This is a genomic window from Candidatus Cardinium sp. cBcalN2 (assembly GCF_022810445.1).
In the GTDB taxonomy this organism is placed as follows: Bacteria; Bacteroidota; Bacteroidia; order Cytophagales; family Amoebophilaceae; genus Cardinium.
On sequence record NZ_JAACGD010000008.1, the window covers coordinates 1 to 16,362 of the forward strand.

At 36.5% G+C, this 16,362-nt stretch carries 10 protein-coding genes; 2 read left to right on the forward strand and 8 right to left on the reverse strand.

Going from position 1 to position 16,362, the window contains the following annotated elements:
• Positions 1–144: 144 nt before the first annotated feature.
• The 6 genes from MUW74_RS00240 to MUW74_RS00265 form a co-directional block, all read right to left on the reverse strand.
• Positions 145–672 carry a CvpA family protein gene (locus tag MUW74_RS00240; protein WP_243517155.1) on the reverse strand — a complete coding sequence of 176 codons (528 nt, stop codon included), beginning with the start codon at positions 670–672 and terminating at the stop codon, positions 145–147.
• Positions 673–718: 46 nt separating this feature from the next.
• Positions 719–1,405, reverse strand: a complete 687-nt coding sequence (locus MUW74_RS00245) for an SIMPL domain-containing protein (RefSeq protein ID WP_243517156.1) — start codon at positions 1,403–1,405, stop codon at positions 719–721.
• A gap of 202 nt (positions 1,406–1,607) precedes the next feature.
• The gene (locus MUW74_RS00250; RefSeq protein WP_243517157.1) at positions 1,608–2,870 is read right to left on the reverse strand and encodes a hypothetical protein; all 1,263 of its coding nucleotides are present in this window, start codon (positions 2,868–2,870) and stop codon (positions 1,608–1,610) included.
• Positions 2,871–3,571: 701 nt separating this feature from the next.
• Positions 3,572–5,176: a hypothetical protein gene (locus MUW74_RS00255; protein WP_243517158.1), complete on the reverse strand. Its 1,605-nt coding sequence runs from the start codon at positions 5,174–5,176 to the stop codon at positions 3,572–3,574.
• Between the two features lie 309 nt (positions 5,177–5,485).
• On the reverse strand, positions 5,486–6,712 hold the full coding sequence (gene mraY / locus MUW74_RS00260; RefSeq protein ID WP_243517165.1) for a phospho-N-acetylmuramoyl-pentapeptide-transferase: 1,227 nt from the start codon (positions 6,710–6,712) through the stop codon (positions 5,486–5,488).
• A 14-nt stretch (positions 6,713–6,726) separates the two neighbouring features.
• Entirely contained in the window at positions 6,727–8,367 is a 1,641-nt protein-coding gene (locus MUW74_RS00265; protein ID WP_243517167.1) for an AMP-binding protein, read from the reverse strand.
• 166 nt (positions 8,368–8,533) lie between these two features.
• Here MUW74_RS00265 and smpB point away from each other — a divergent pair, with 166 nt between their 5' ends.
• The gene (gene smpB, locus MUW74_RS00270; RefSeq protein ID WP_243517169.1) at positions 8,534–9,001 is read left to right on the forward strand and encodes an SsrA-binding protein SmpB; all 468 of its coding nucleotides are present in this window, start codon (positions 8,534–8,536) and stop codon (positions 8,999–9,001) included.
• A gap of 251 nt (positions 9,002–9,252) precedes the next feature.
• Here the strand turns inward: smpB and MUW74_RS00275 are convergent, their stop codons facing one another.
• Positions 9,253–10,470: a PLP-dependent aspartate aminotransferase family protein gene (locus MUW74_RS00275; protein ID WP_243517174.1), complete on the reverse strand. Its 1,218-nt coding sequence runs from the start codon at positions 10,468–10,470 to the stop codon at positions 9,253–9,255.
• 185 nt (positions 10,471–10,655) lie between these two features.
• Between MUW74_RS00275 and yihA the strand changes: the two genes are divergently transcribed.
• Positions 10,656–11,246, forward strand: a complete 591-nt coding sequence (gene yihA / locus MUW74_RS00280; protein ID WP_243517188.1) for a ribosome biogenesis GTP-binding protein YihA/YsxC — start codon at positions 10,656–10,658, stop codon at positions 11,244–11,246.
• Between the two features lie 49 nt (positions 11,247–11,295).
• Here yihA and MUW74_RS00285 read toward each other — a convergent pair whose 3' ends face one another.
• On the reverse strand, positions 11,296–15,726 hold the full coding sequence (locus tag MUW74_RS00285; protein ID WP_243553002.1) for a translocation/assembly module TamB domain-containing protein: 4,431 nt from the start codon (positions 15,724–15,726) through the stop codon (positions 11,296–11,298).
• Positions 15,727–16,362 lie beyond the last annotated feature (636 nt).

Here is a 16,362-nt window from a genome sequence, read left to right on the forward strand (position 1 = left end):
ACTGCGCTGAACGGCTACCTGTTTTTCTTTATCATCTGTAAGCCATGCTTGCTGATCGCAACTATTTTACAAGAGGCGTTTTGACTAGCTCATCCCATAGCCTTGAACGCATACAGTCTATCGCAGGATATACAAAAACGCCTTCTACTGACATTTTCTTTTGAGTTGCCCCCAGTGCTTCAATGGATAAAAATGATCTATAGATGTGAAGGATTGTAAAATTTTTGGAACAATAGGTTCCAATAGTGGGAACAATAGACTATTATCTATGCAATATTTCGGCAAGGCAGCAAAGTCTAAACAACCACAGCAATAAATTAACAAACTGATAAAAAATGCTACTTTACATAACCCAAATAGCCCCCCTAATAGGTTATCAAACATACCCAATAGGGTAATCATTAACATACCCTTAATTAACTTGGTTAATAGATAAATGATCAGTACACCTATAAATAGCATCAGGATAGCTAAACAAATAGGTAGAAAAGTAGCTAGAGGAGGTACCTTGTCTTCTATAATAGGTAGCAAAGTATAAAATAAAGTTACCCCTTTTATGCAACCCAATACCAATAGCGAAGAGGAAATTAATTCTACAATAAAACCTTTTTTAAATCCATTATACCCACCCCAAATAAGTGGTACCATGAGTATTATATCAAAAACATTCATAATCAACGCGCTAATTAGCAACAGAAGTAGCGTTTCAAAAAGCAGTTTATTGAATAGCGTATTCCATCTGATTCACTACACGAACCCGTTTTTTAGTAGGTATATGGGTATCTTCAATAGCAAAAGCACCTTGCGTTGCTCTACGCAACATGCCTAGGCATACACCTGAATCACTAGCAAGCTGCTCAGCAGCTTTTTTCCCATTTATAGTGGCCTCTTGAATCATAGATGGCTTAATGGTATTTAAGTTTGTAAAGATAAACTTAGCTGGCCCATCCCATTTAGGGTAGGTTAGACGGACGCCCATTTTCATGATTTCCTGAGATTTCTGTACCGTCTGATAGATTAAATTTATATTTGGTGAATCTACGACGACCTGCATATTGACTGAATATCTAAGGCTTTGGGAATCATATTTTCCACGATCATGTAATTCAGGAGCGCCATATATAATTTCCTTACCTGCAAATCCTTGCTTTTTTAAAAAAGCAATCAATAACTGTGTTTGTTTTTTAATTTGTGCATTAACGCGCCCTAAGTCATTATCCACTGCCTCAAATTTAATAGTCCATATACCTATAGTCGCATCCACTTCTCTTTCTGCTAGCCCTTTTATGCTGACAGATCGTAGATTGCTTGTACGGCTATGATAAAAAGATAAACTAAAAATAATGCTACTTACCACTAAGCCTATACTCAAGATAATAGCTGCTTTAAATCTGTTTTTATCCATTTAATGTGTTGTGTTTAGGGTTATAGTTTACTATTTACTTATTTATAGTTTTTTAATTTTTTTGAGAGATTATTTGCTGAGACTTAATATAGGAACAATAAAAAAATAAAAAAATTTTTGTATAAAAAGCATGCCTTATATAAAGGCATGCCTTGAGATTAACTTAGATTCAGTTTAATCCAATAAAAAACAGTAGATAAATTTATTTTAAACTAAACTTTATGCTTCCAGCTAATTTGTGTTGAGGCTTTTTATTTTCTTTATCATCTACTCTAGATTCTTGTACTAAACTATATCCACCAGAAAGCGTCAAGTATTTGTTGGCTTGGTAAGTAATATTGGGTACTACATTCCACTGGGAGAGAAAAGCTATAACTGGCTTTTCTGACTTTTCTGAATCTTCTAATGTTTTAAGGTAAGATCCTCTAATAGAAAATGTCCATTCAGGTGTGACAGCGTATTCTAGCGTACCTCCAACACCAAATGCATCAATAGAAGACAAATCTGACTTGTTCCTATCTATATAGTAGGCCGCAGACATTTCTTTACGTTCATCATCTTGCTGAATCGCTGAGAGCCCTGTTAAGTAATCACCTAGACCCAAAACATAAGCACCTTGGCCTGTAACTGTAAATTTTTTAGGAACCACTTGGTATTGAATGCCTAGATGGCCACCGTAGGTAGTACAGCATTTAATGGGCAATTTTGTTGCATCAGGATCAGTACTATGTGTATAGTCTGTGTAACGTCCTAATCCACTCAAAGCTATATTAACATGGTCGGTAACAATGCCTAAGTTTACACCAATGGCTGGCAAACTATTTCTTATTTTGAAGGCCCGCTCCTTATTTTTTGAATCATCTAATTCATTAAATAGTGGTTTATCTTTATCTTTTTTTTTATCATATCTTTTTTTCGTTTTATCAAACAAACCCACTTCTAGTGCAACAGGCTTTTCAATAGCACAGCCGAATCGGAACCAATCAAATGTATGTTCATACTTTATTTGTAAAACACTTGCGCTTGGAGAGATCAGGAGCCAAGGATCTGCTTTTTCATAACCGAAAATAGTAGCAGTTTGGCCAATGGTTACCATCTTACCAATGGTGACAGCCGCATGCTTAATGCCAAGTTCTTTACCTCCCCCCCAACCAGCAGTTATATGAAGGGTTGTAGTCTTGCTACAGCAAGCTGTTGGCACCTCTGCTTTAAATGTTAAACCGGCTCCAGGACTATTTTTAGTTGACCATTGATCGTCTTGCCATGTAATGGTAGGGTTTATGGTAACAGAAGCACCCAATTTTAGGCAATGGTCTGATTGATCTTCATCTTTGGCTTTGTGCTTATCATTTTTTTCCTTAATGATTGCTAGGTGATCTACCTCATCATCATATTCATCAGCACATACAGGATGTATGATGCTATTACCAAAGAGTAAACCAAGTAAAGCGATTTTAATTTTCATAGCCATAAATAGGTTAAAATTATACAATATAAAACTACAGCATAGGCTTCTTAAGCTCTTTTACCTTTGAAAAAAGAGGCTAAAAAGGAACTACTTATCTAACTGAGGGATTGGCTGTTTCTAAACAAAAACAATTGTAAATAAACTGAAATGCCAAATAGCTAGAGCCATTATAATAAATATAATACTGCAAAGCAAATATTTGTAAGGAAAAATGCATCTATTCAGTGGAGTGGTTTTTAGGCAAAAATATTTTGGCGTTATTTGATATCCATTCACTACTGTGGCAGCATTGCATTAAAAAAACGCCCCTTGTAAAAATTGGTGATCAGAAAGCATAGCTTACAATAAACAAAAACAGTTGCAGGGAGGGGGTTCAAGGGGTGACTCCTGTTTTTCCAGCTGTAAGCTGTGTTTGGAGCCAATTTTTGCACAGGGCTTGATTTTTTGCTTACTTTTTATCAAAAAAAGTAAGATAAAAATGCCTTACAGCTTACATTTACCAATGGTAGTCAGCCTTACATTGCCGCCATTGCCTGAAGAGATACGGAAAAATGAATAGAGTTGTTTGAAAACCCTATTTGTAATGAGCCTTATTTAGGACAAGCCCAGTAGCGCACCGCAGCATATTAAATGTATTGAAGGAGCATAAACAAGTTTCAAGACCAAAAGTGCCATTAGCAATAAGTTTTGCAAGCGGTCTAATCTAGATCTAGCAAATCTTGTAACCCTTCTACCTTGCTTAAGTCATTTGGTTTACGGTTGTTATTTTGATAATCTTGATTTGTTAAATCATTAGATGACTTATACTTAGCAAATCGTATGGCTAGCCCTAGCTGCAGATAAATAGCGGGTTGCTTATAATGAATGTTATAATTATGAGGTGTATCATTAGAAAACTGTTTAAATTTTTGCAACTCCATGGCAAGGCGTGTGGTACATGCAAGATAGTTAGTAAGCTGCTGCTCATACCCTAACCCGAAATTATAGGCTAGTGCTTGATGGATATAATCTCCAAAGCCTACTAGGTTAGGTAAAACAGTGTCCAAATGATGCACACGAAATATACGAATGTCTGTAAAAAATCTATAGTTTTCATTATTAAATGGGTACCAGCCGAGTTTAGCAAACCATCTTCCTTGCGTAGACCATTTTTTATTCGGTATATATTCTTTATGATCTATGGTTTCATCGTTATGAACCAATTGATTGGTAGCATTAAAGACTATTTCTCTACCAATCCCCACAAGCAGTCGCTTCCACAGGGTATATTGTATGCCTAATGTAATGGGAATAGCCCATCCTTTACCTTTAAATGTTGCATTTTCAGCACTACCTTGTGTTATACGCGGATCAGATAGATTAAAATCTGCTAGCTTATAACGTGAAAGCGTATCATAAAACCAATTGGGCTGATATATTTCATCTGTGTTAGTTTTGAAAAAGTATTCATTGTTTTCTCTTTGGAGTAAATGCATCTCTTCCAAATAGTTGGTGTAAAACACAGCTCCAGGGCCTATCGTGAAATCAAGTGATAAGTTAGCCCATGGACTTTCTTTTTGGTCAAGATTGGGTTGCTTGGCTAATGTGTGAACACCCAGCAGTTCTTCCAATAACTCATCTGTAGCTAGATCACTAAACTGGTTGCTACGATCTGTTGGAGCTGATTCTTGTATAGCAGTAGCAGGCGAATGGTTATTTATCTGGGTGTTGGTTTGTTGCAAATAGGATATAAGGCTAACCTTGTGCCAGGTTTGATTTGAGACATCATATGCCCAAAAGTTCATATAAGGTTTACCATAGCGCTTTAGATCTATTGGTTTATTTCCCAAAGACTCGGTTATAACTTTAAAAGATTTGATTCTTACCCATGTTTGACCTATGGGATCATAGGCATAAAAATTTTTTATTTTTTCATATTCATCTAAAATAGTTACACTTTTTTGATCATCATCAGCTGGTTCTATTGGCTGAAGTAACGTTTGGTTCAGTATAGCTCGACTAGTTGAATCGTTGGCTTGATTTTGCTGAGTAGATCGTTTAGCAGAAGCCTCTACTTCTGGTTGTTGCAAGTGATATGTTTTTTGATGATCAAAATAGGCAAATAGGTTATTTTCTTTACTTATTTTAGATAAGCTTTGCTTGCAAAATTTTGTTATCTTTTGTAAGGTTATAATTGAATCGCTACTCAATATCTCTTTTGCTATGCCCTCATCATAGTTAGTAAACAAGCAAAAAATAAAACTACAAATAGCTTTTAATAAAAAAGATGTTGTATTACGTTTAAACGGATTGGTGCATTCCATAATTATTATTAAATTAATTTTTACTATTGGGTAAGTTGTTATGCTTGAATTATTTGTAATTAGCTTTTAATCCTTATTTTCTTCCAAGGCTATTATGATACTACGCAAAGTTAAACAAAAATTTGGTTGGTAAGGTCCTCTAATTTTGGCTTTTTAGGTGGATTTAGGTTATTTTTCCGCTTAATATTAATCTAATAGTTCTTCATGAATTATACAAGCCTGCCATACTTGAGCCTCTTTAGGAGGCAAAAACGCCGCTTGTAACATAGTCACTTTCCGTAACTTTTTAATGCCCTGAAAGCAGACTTCTCATCTCACCTTTAAAGTCACTAAGGTAGCGATAGCCAATAAAATACTAATAATTAAAAAGCGTGTTACAATCTTTGATTCATGCCATCCTAATTTCTGATAATGGTGGTGAAGTGGTGCCATTTTAAAGATTCTTTTACCTATACCATAACGCTTTTTGGTAAATTTAAAATAAGTGGTTTGCAAGATAACAGAGAGATTTTCTATTAAGAATATACCACATAGTAACGGAATTAGTAACTCTTTGCGAATACAAATAGCCACTACCGCAATAACCGCCCCAATAGCTAAGCTTCCAGTATCTCCCATAAAGATTTGTGCCGGATAGGCATTATACCAAAGAAACCCCATACATGATCCCACAAATGCACAGCAAAATATAGTCAGTTCTCCCAAATTTGGGATGTACATAATATTTAAATACTTGGCAAATATGATGTGGCCCGATAAATAAGCAAGAATAGCCAATGTAGTACCAACAATTACAGATGTACTGGCTGTTAATCCATCAAGACCATCTGTTAAATTAGAGCCATTGGAAACAGCAGCAATAATAAAAGCTACAATAGCCATATAAACCATCCATGTATAAGCTGCGTTACCCAGTAAGAGGCCCGTTATTTGTGCGTAATCTAGTTCATTGCCTTTAAAAAAAGGAATGGTTGTTTTGGTAGATTTTGTATCTTTATATGGTGGGCAAACGGTATCCACAGGCTCAGTAGTTATGGCATGAGCAGGTATCGATAACTCACGTATGACTACATGCTTATTTAGATAAAGGGTCATACTTACAATAAAACCTAAAACCATTTGGCCCAATAGTTTAATCCATCCATTTAGTCCACGTTTTTGTTTTTTAAACACCTTGATATAATCATCCAAAAAGCCAACCAGCCCCATCCAAATTGTAGTAATTAATAAGAGGATGATGTATATGTTATGTAACTTGGAAAAGAGCAATGTGGGTAGCACTGTGGCCAGTATAATAAGTATACCTCCCATAGTAGGTGTACTAAGTTTTTTTTCTGATTCGTTGAACCCTAGTGGTCTATTGGACTCGATTACTTGTTTGCTACTTAAGTAGCTTATAAAAGCTTGCCCTAGTAGAAAAATGATGGTAAAGGAGCTCAGGGTGGCCATAGCAGCCCGAAAAGAAATGTACTTAAAGAGCCCTGTCCCAGGCCACTGAAATGTGGCATGCAGGTACTTGAATAAATAATATAGCATATAGGCCCCTTTATCTACCCCTTTAATAACCTCCTTAGTACTTTACCTATGGGTGATTTGGGTAAGCTATTGCAAAATTCTATATACTTAGGAATTTTATAACGGGTCATTTTTGCCTTACAATAAGCTATAATCTCTTCAGCAGTAAGCGTTGCATCTTTTTTTACAATAAAAACCTTGATGGCTTCCTTGAGTGTGACATCTGTTATACCAATAGCGCCTACTTCTAACACTTTTGGATGCCCTATTAGGGTTTGCTCTATTTCATTGGGGTATACGTTAAAACCAGAAATATTAATCATATCTTTTTTACGATCGATAATAGATATAAATCCATTTTTATCCATAATAGCTATATCGCCTGTTTTAAACCACCCATTCACAAAGGCTCCTGCTGTTTCTACTGGTTTTTGCCAATATCCCTGGGTCAGTTGAGGCCCTTTAATGAGTAGTTCACCAGCTGTTCCATAGGGTACCTCTTTAGCTGTTTCATCTGCTATGATAACAGATGTGCCAGGTAGTGGCATATGATAGAGCCCATTGATCATATCAGTAGAAACACCAGGCGAACATTCGGTTAAGCCATAGGCTTCCACAAGTTTACTACCCGTTAATTGCTCCCAGTGTTTTTTAACTTTTTCTTGTGTTTTCATACCACCTGCTATGGTAAGCTTTAAAGAAGTAAGCTTTAATTTTTTGAATGCTTTATTGACCAATAGCTTTTCAAATAAAGTGTTGATGCCTATTAAACAAGTAGGTTTCGTTTTTCGTAATTCTTTGATAAAGCGTGGAATATCTCTAGGATTCGTAATCAATGAAGAAATGGCACCTAGCTTGGCCATTGCAAAGAAGCTAACTAATCCAAAAATATGATAAAGAGGCAACGGAATCATGGTCCGTTCTTCTTTTTCCTTTAATAGAAGGCGCATGACCAGTTCTACTTGTTGAAAATTGGCGGTAAGGTTGCCATGCGATAGAATAGCTCCTTTTGACAGACCTGTCGTCCCACCCGTATATTGCAAAAAAGCAGTATCAGAAGGTTGTAAAGGAATAGGACGAAAAATGGCCTGTTTCCCTTTTTCTAAAACCTCCTTAAAAGAGATGGCTTGTGGTAGGTTATACCTAGGAACCAGTTTTTTAATATGTTTAATAGCAAAGTTAAGTAGCTTTCCTTTTATAGAACCAAGCATGTCACCTACTTTAGTAACAATAACAGTTTGAATAGATGTATCTGGTAAAATTTCAACTAATTTATGGGCAAAGTTTTCTAATACAACGATGGCATGGACACCTGCATCCTTAAGTTGATAGACCATTTCAGCAGGAGTATACTGTGGATTGATGTTGACTATTACCATGCCAGCGCGTAGCATACCCAACACAGCAATTGGATATTGCAATAAGTTGGGTAATTGAATCGCTACATGTGATCCTACTGATAAATTAGTATATTGCTGAATATAAGCTGCGAAAGCTCTAGATAGTTTATCCACTCTATGGAAAGTGAGTACCTTACCCATGTTTTCGCACATGGGTAAGTCTTGGTATTGCTCAAAAACTTCTTCCATGAAATGGACTAATGAGCGATACCTAGCGGTATCAATGGTATCCGGAATAGAAGCAGGATAATGCTGAATCCAAGGTTTTTGTGTCATAATATAAACCATTTTATTTTTTTGCAAATACCAATGCAATATACTATTATTTTATAGAATATGATGCGCATGATGCTAAAATCTGTTTATCTATGATAGCACTATAGATTTTATGTTTTAGATTGCAGAAATTTGTAGCAACCATCTTTTTATTTAAAGTCTATCTATGTCAGGTAAGAAAAGCGCATTTCCCACAAAGGTTTGCATTAAAAATAGACAAGCCCATTTTGCCTATACCTTTTTAGACAGGTATACGGCTGGCCTTATCTTGCAAGGAACAGAAATAAAATCCATTCGAATGAATAAAGCATCGCTTCAGGATGCCTATTGTTATTTTAATCGAGGATCACTTTGGATAAAAGGGATGCATGTTGGTCCTTATAGTCATGGCAACATCTACAATCATGAAGAAAAACGTGAGCGTCAGTTATTGTTGCAGAAAAAAGAACTACAGCAGTTACTCAAAAACCAAGCAAAAGGGCTAACCATTATTCCGGTAGAATTGTTTATAAATCAACGTGGGTTTGCTAAGCTGGCCATTGCCCTAGCACGAGGTAAAAAACTATATGATAAACGTCAAACCATTAAAGAGAGGGATTTGCAACGATCTGGAGAAATGAGATTGAAGGAATAAGCTGTTTTTCTATTTCAGCTGTAAGGGCTGCTTGCTGATCGGAATTATTTTACAAGGGGCGTTTTTATACGTAGCCCTACCATAGGGCTGAACGGATACATTTTTTCAGCTAATCTCATGGTCTGTTTACAACATGAGTAAATAATGTTTTACAGCTTACATCTACCAATGGTGGCCATCCTGAAGTGGACGCCATTGCGTGAACAGACACCGCTACTAGTGGCCTAAACGACACATACGATAATGCGCTTTTAGCAAGTACTAAGGGTAGCTTCAAGTGCATAAATCAAATCTTGCACATCTTCAATGCCACAAGATACACGCACAAAACCACCCGTAATACCAATCGACTTGAGTTGGCTTGCATCCATTGCTCCATTAGACATTACAGTAGGATAAGAGATCAAACTCTCTACACCACCTAAATTGGCACCAAAACTCCATGGACGACGCAATTCCTTCATAAATTTTTTACTTGCATCAGCTCCTCCTTTTAAGATAAAATATAGCATACCACCATGCAGTCCATTTTTATGTTGTTTATCTGCTAATGATTTTTGTGAAAAAGAAGCCAAGCCCGGATACCCCACCTCTTCTACCTGAGCATGTCCCTCTAAAAATGTAGCAATCTGTGCTGCATTTTGGGACTGTTCTCGTATGCGCAAATGCATGGTTTTAATCGATTGTAAGGTAAAAAAAGCGACCATAGGACTCATAATACTCCCATGCCTATTTCTATAAGAAAAAATTTGAGGGCCATCTTCTGCAGAGGCACAAGCTACTGCACCACCAATGGTTATATTATGTCCGTCATAGTATTTAGTTGTAGATTGAATGACTATATCGGCACCAAGTGTTAACGGACAAATGACCATAGGAGAGGCTAGCGTACTATCACAAACATGTCTGGCACCTACTTGGTGGGCCAAGCCACTCACTGCAACCAAATCGGTTAAAGAAAGGGTAGGATTAGTCGGATATTCGGAAAAAATTAATTTAGTATTGGACTGTATAGCCCCTGCTACCTCAGACAGATTACTAAAGTCTACAAAAGAAAAAGTCACGCCAAGCTGACCAAAAAGCTCACGTGCTACCTCTTGTGTAGTGCTGTAACAACCATTTGAGAGTATACAATGGTCCCCATGACGTAAGAAAGTGGCCATGGTAGTAACAATAGCAGCCATCCCTGAACTGAAACAATAAGCGGCTTGTGCTTTTTCCAAAGTAGCAATCTTAGCCTCAAGTACTGAAACAGTAGGGTTTCTGGACCCAGAATAAGAATGCCCTTTTGCTAAATAAGTTTCAATTGAGTCTTGTACAAACACAGATGATTGAAAAATAGGTGTAAGGATAGCACCTGTATGTGGTTCCGGACTTACACCAGCATGTACTAATTCAGTAGCTACTTGTAAATGGCTACTAGCCCATGTATGGGTACCAATAGAGGAAGGTGATAATGAATTAGACATAGAAAAAAGATGAAATAAAACAAAAAAGAACAATACAGACTAGCTAATTTTTTTTTACTATTCCTGGCAAATTAAAAAAATAGCTTGGAAAAGAAAAGTAAGCGCGCGCTCATAAAAAATGTAAGGGACTAGAGATAAAGTCATTGAGAATATTTAAATTTAGCCATTACACTTTTTGATTGCATATGAAAATTCATTCTGTTTCTCTTGTATCCAGTAATCCATCTTATAAAACATGCCCTCAAGAGACTAAGCCAGAGGTTGCGTTTATAGGTCGTTCAAATGTAGGCAAATCTTCTTTAATCAATGCACTTTTACAACGGAAACAATTAGCAAGGGTTTCTAAAATGCCTGGAAAAACGCAACTTATTCATCACTTTTTAGTTAATAACCAGGTTTATTTTGTAGATCTTCCAGGATATGGATGGGCACAAGTGGCTCATGCTACCAAACTAAAGTGGGAAAAAATGTTACGAGATTATCTGTTACATAGACCCAATATGGTTACCGTTTTTTTGTTAATTGATGCCAAAATTGCGCCTCAAGCCATTGACCTTGCTTGCATGCGTTGGATGGGTGAACAGCATATTCCTTTTTCGATTATCCTTACAAAAGCAGATAAAAAACATAAAACAGTAGCTCAAAAACATCATACAGCTCTAATGCATAGCTTGCAACAAGACTGGGCAACTATGCCCCCTATATTTATGGTTTCTGCACACAATAGACTAGGCATAGAGCAGTTACTAGATTATATTAAATTGATTACCAAATAAAAATATAATTAACTATATCTATTCAGCCTTATAGCGTATCTATGCTTGTCTACCAAAATTTCTTAGTATACGCAAAGCTAATACCAAAAAGCGCCAGGTTAGCATCTTTGCTTTGCAAAGGTTGTTGATAAAGCTTGGCATGCATGTTATAAGCTTTGGTCACACGATAGGCAATTTCCCAATCATTGATAAAACGAGAGTACCTGCCCAATGTACTGGAAAGTTTAAGCCGTTCTGATAGCAACAGATAGCTTATTTTAATTTTTGTTTTTTGGAACATGTTTTCTTCTTCATCTTTAGATTGATTAATGCCTAAATCAGTTTCTATCTCTAGGTTATCTTTGATTTTAGATACTAAGTTTTGTATTCTTTGAGAAAGTAAGTCATTGATACTATTTCTTAATGCATCTCCCCTATCTATTGCTTGCTCATTATAGATCCTTTTAGCTATTAAAAGACTTAAAATCTGCTTATTTAGATAATTTTTATCTAGTAATGCTTTTGAGGCACATGCTTCTAAGGCACTATTGAGTTCAAAATCCATGCTTTTTACTGGAAAAAAAAGTTGATAAGCAATATGTGGATGGGCTAATCTGCCATAGGCAGAAAGGCAAATTTCCACTGGAATAGGGCGCTTATCATTAGTTTGAGGATAGAGTTCTGCTATAGAAGCCGTTTGTCTGTAGCATGCTTCAATATGCGCAATTCCTTCTTGGGGATAACCATTAAAATTCACCTGACTATTGGCAGCAATGGTAAATGTTTTTTGAATTAAACTATAAACAGAAACCGTGTAAGTACCACTTTGAAAGAGATAATTGCCCATTACGTAAGGCTTGCGATTGGTACCTACTTCTAACTGAATGGTTCCAGTCCCCTGCCCTTGCAAGATATCATTCATATCGTTATGAGACGAACCAAATACTACTTGAGTCTTTATAGTAGGTAGTATAACTAGGTCAAGCACCAATTTAATAGCTGAGTCGTTTTCATCTTTAGCTACCCTATATGGCTGCTCTTTGCGCTCCTTGTTGTAGACAAACTGCACTAGTTTGGTTGTGTTATCTAAGTTTTCTTTATCGTGTGCTACAATCGTACAAAGTCCTTTATCAGCTGTAATCTGCATTTTAAGTAATAGATCATAGATAGAACCCTCCATTTGCAAAGCGCCACTGGCATATAGGTCGCCATAAAAGTCAGCGTTATCCATGCGGGTGGTATGTAGTAGATGAAATGTTGCCATGCGCCCTGAAAGCATTACAGGAAAACTATTTTGCATGGCAATATAGCCAGATAAATGAGCATGTCCCGATCTACCATCCCGAAGATGCAGTTGTTTAACATATAAGTAATTGTCTTGGAGTTTAATTTTTCCATTTGCTTGGTAGGAGGTGTTTAAGTAGTTAATTGTCAGTTTTCCTTTATCTATTATTCCCTTACCATTTACCTTGGGTGCATTCAAACTACCGGTTAGCTGAAACTGTCCACTTAATTTTCCAGTTATATCAGAACAAACAGAGGCAAAGAAAAGATTGAGTAGATCTAGGTCCATTTGGTTAAATATAGTAGTGATGGCCAAGCTATCAGCAGGTTGCATAAAATGATAGGAACCATTGAGCTTTAAAAGTTGCTGCTCTGCCTTTTGGAGACTACCTTCTAACACCAACTTATTTTCTAATAGATTGCAATCTACCTTGGTGCTAAAAGTACCTACAGTATAGTCTTTAATGGTAGCATCTTTTAACGATAGCAAGCCAGTTGCTATGATCTGACCTTTTCGAAGATGGGCCACTAAACTAGTATCTATTATACCTTTACACGGGCCTGCTGGTGAAGCATAATCTAATACAAGATGGTCTATAGTGCAGTGTAAAGGATCTTTTGTTGCCGATTGAGTCAGTGTACCACCAATACAAATAGACTCCTGACCACTCGTTATAGATACATTCCCAATGGCTATAGCTGCTTTAGAAATACAACTGGTACGCTCCATTGCTATGGCCCATATTTTCCCTTTGGTGGTTAGCCTAGAAGGCAGTAGATCAATGTATACTGCCTGATCCATCAGAAGCCCTGAACAGGCTATAGATAAGTGGTTATCATGGTTGGATAATTTCTTTGAAAAGGTAAAATTATGCTTATCCATAAAAAATTGCAAGGATAAACGATCTGTTTGAAATAGCTGGTGCCAATCTTGCTTATCGGAGGAAATAGCCAACTCAACCAATCGCTTTTTACCATTCATCAGATGGCTCATATTCAATTTGATGGTAACATTTTCCATGTTACACTTCTTAAAACAGAGACTTGATGCCATAGGTAGGTCTAACGAAAAATGATAATCTGTATCGTAAGCAAAATGACCTGAAAAAGTTGTAGCAGAAGCTATATAGCTGTCATTAGAAAACCAGTTTAAGATTGGCCATACTTTTTTGCAGTTGATGGCATAATCTAAATGAAAAGGCGCAGGTATAGCAATCTGTTCTACTGGATTTTTAAATCGTTTAATCAAGTACTTTATATGCTCGAACAAGTCGCTAATGGTAAATAAACCTTGTACGCTACAATCTATAAGTGGAGAAGTAAGGGTCAACAGCTCTTGCCCCCCCTGCTCTTGGAGGTTGATGGCAAGTTGTTTGCAGACCACTTTTTTTTCTAAACCCTGTAAGGTACATCTATTTAAGATAACTGCTCCTCGTGGAGATTTATTTAAAATATTTTTGATTTTTAATGAAAAATGTGTACCAACTAGCAAAGGATTTGCTACAATACCAAGCTTTTCTAGATGGGCTTGTTCTATAGTGCCATGGGCCTTTAAACTTTGTTCACCGGCCATATGATAACTGCCTGCTAAGGCTAACTTTGCACTGGGATCTTTGCTATGTAGCTGAAAGGTCGCCCTAGCATTGGCCATTATGCAAGAAGCTTCTACTGCTTTATAGCTATAGCCACTCGTCTTGATGTCTGTTAAATGGGCCACTACTTCTAGCTTATTCAGGTGATTTCCTTGCACTTTTAAATCAACTCTCCCAGAAAGGGATCGAATAGGCAGTATGGGTAGGATGGCATCTATGGCTACCCTATGCAAGGTGAGGTAACCCGTTACATCTTGATGCGGTTTACCTAGATGATGCAAGTTTAGGTCTATTTGTATAGCACCTAGATTAGATCTCTTTAGCAGCTCAATTGCTAATGGCCATTTTGCTGTCGAAGCTTTTCGATGCTCCTGAAATAGACGCAATGCATTTGCGTGTGCTGGGCTGTTCAACTCCGCTTCTCCTAAGAATAATTCATCACCAATAACGCTGGCAGGCAGTCTATTGGTTGTAATCTGTCCCGTTAATCTAGCTTTTTGGGTATTTCCCACAAAGGCAGCATTAGTTATATCAACATATCTCAATCCTAATTTATTAAAATATACTGATGGTTTTTTAGGGAGATCGTCCATATAAACCTTAGCCGTTTTTACTAAAAAATCTGCATGGACGCCATCATAGGAACCTGTACTCTGAATACAGCTATTTAATGCACCAAAAACTAGCTGACAATTTTGCCATTTCATAGCCTGTGGACTTAAGGAAAAGACCCCATCTAATTTATATAAGATATGGGGACCCTTAAAAAAGTCTGAAAACGTACTTAACTCAATCGAAGATAGCACTGTTGTATGCAATACTGCGTCCAATTCAATATTTTCTTGGTCAGCGAAAATGGAAAATTGTTTGTTATGCTTGAGTGTAAAATCGCCCTGTAGGTTACTATATTTTGTAACCAAATGACAATTTTTTAGCATAATAGAATGATATCCAATAGTAAATTGGGTCATCAAGTTTTTTAACGAGAGAGGTATACCATCTATCTCTTGGTAAGAGAGTGTAGTTAAGTAGCCTGAATGATGATCTGCAAAAGAGCGAAAATGGCTTATACCTAAGGCTATATTTTTTACGCTAATCGTTTGTTGTTTTATTGGATTATGGTAGTATAGATTAATGCCATTTAATTGAATGGTATCTATAGATAAATCTGTATTGGTTGCTGGTATAAAAGGTAAAATGACCTTGGTATAAAAGGTGGAAATATTTAACCCTTGCTCAACATGCTTTTCAAGGTGAACAACTCCACCCACCACTGAAAGAGAATGAATAATATTAGATCCTAACAAGCATAGATCTAATAAATTAAGCTTACCCTTACATAGATGAATAGAAAATAAAGGATTACCCTGAGGATCTCTAACCTCTACACCCGCCAATTTAACCTGGCGTAACCAGGTTAAACGCAGGGCATCACATTTAATTTGGTAATGAGTGGTTTGATGCAAATACGTACATAAACTACTAAGCAATCTTTGCTGCACCGGAGGCAGGTGTAATAGGCCCAAGATGGTTACTAATAGTATGACTACAGCACATAATACATTCCTAAATAGCTTTAGATACCATCTTTGCATGGCATAAAAAGGCTGTTTTATCTTTTTCAAAACAAGTGAGGTAATACAATAATAATGCAATTATAAGATTAATTAAGGCTAGGTGCAATCTTTTATCTACCAAGACCTTTCATATCTCATACACACGCTTACCTCACCAATGCAATTTTTATAACCGATTTTATAGCATCCTATGCAATCAGCAACATACCTTATATAGCTCTTTTAGTATCAGCACTAGCCCTAATAGAATCAAACGTAGGGTGATTAAACCTTGCGTGCTTTATTTTTTTCCAATCAGATGTAAGAGGAGGCATCTCCGGACATCTTAAACCAAGAAAATTATAAGAGTAAGGGCAAGTGTAAGGGTAAAGGCAAGGGTAAGATTGAGCATCAACAAACAAAAAAAACATCAAAAATTTTGACGCTGTGTATAGTGCATTCGATTGTGGTATCCAGTAACTACTTTGTGGACGTATTGGACCTGAACCTAATAATTGTTTTGTATGAACACAGGAAGAGAAAGTATAAAAAATGAATAGCCAGGTGAATAGGCTCAAGCTACTATAGGTATATTTTTTTTTCATGGTATTGCTATTTAATGATGGTATAATCAATTGTAGTAGTTGATATTTAATCTGACCGGCATTAAAAAATTAATGTATATACTTGTCAGTTAAGTTTAGT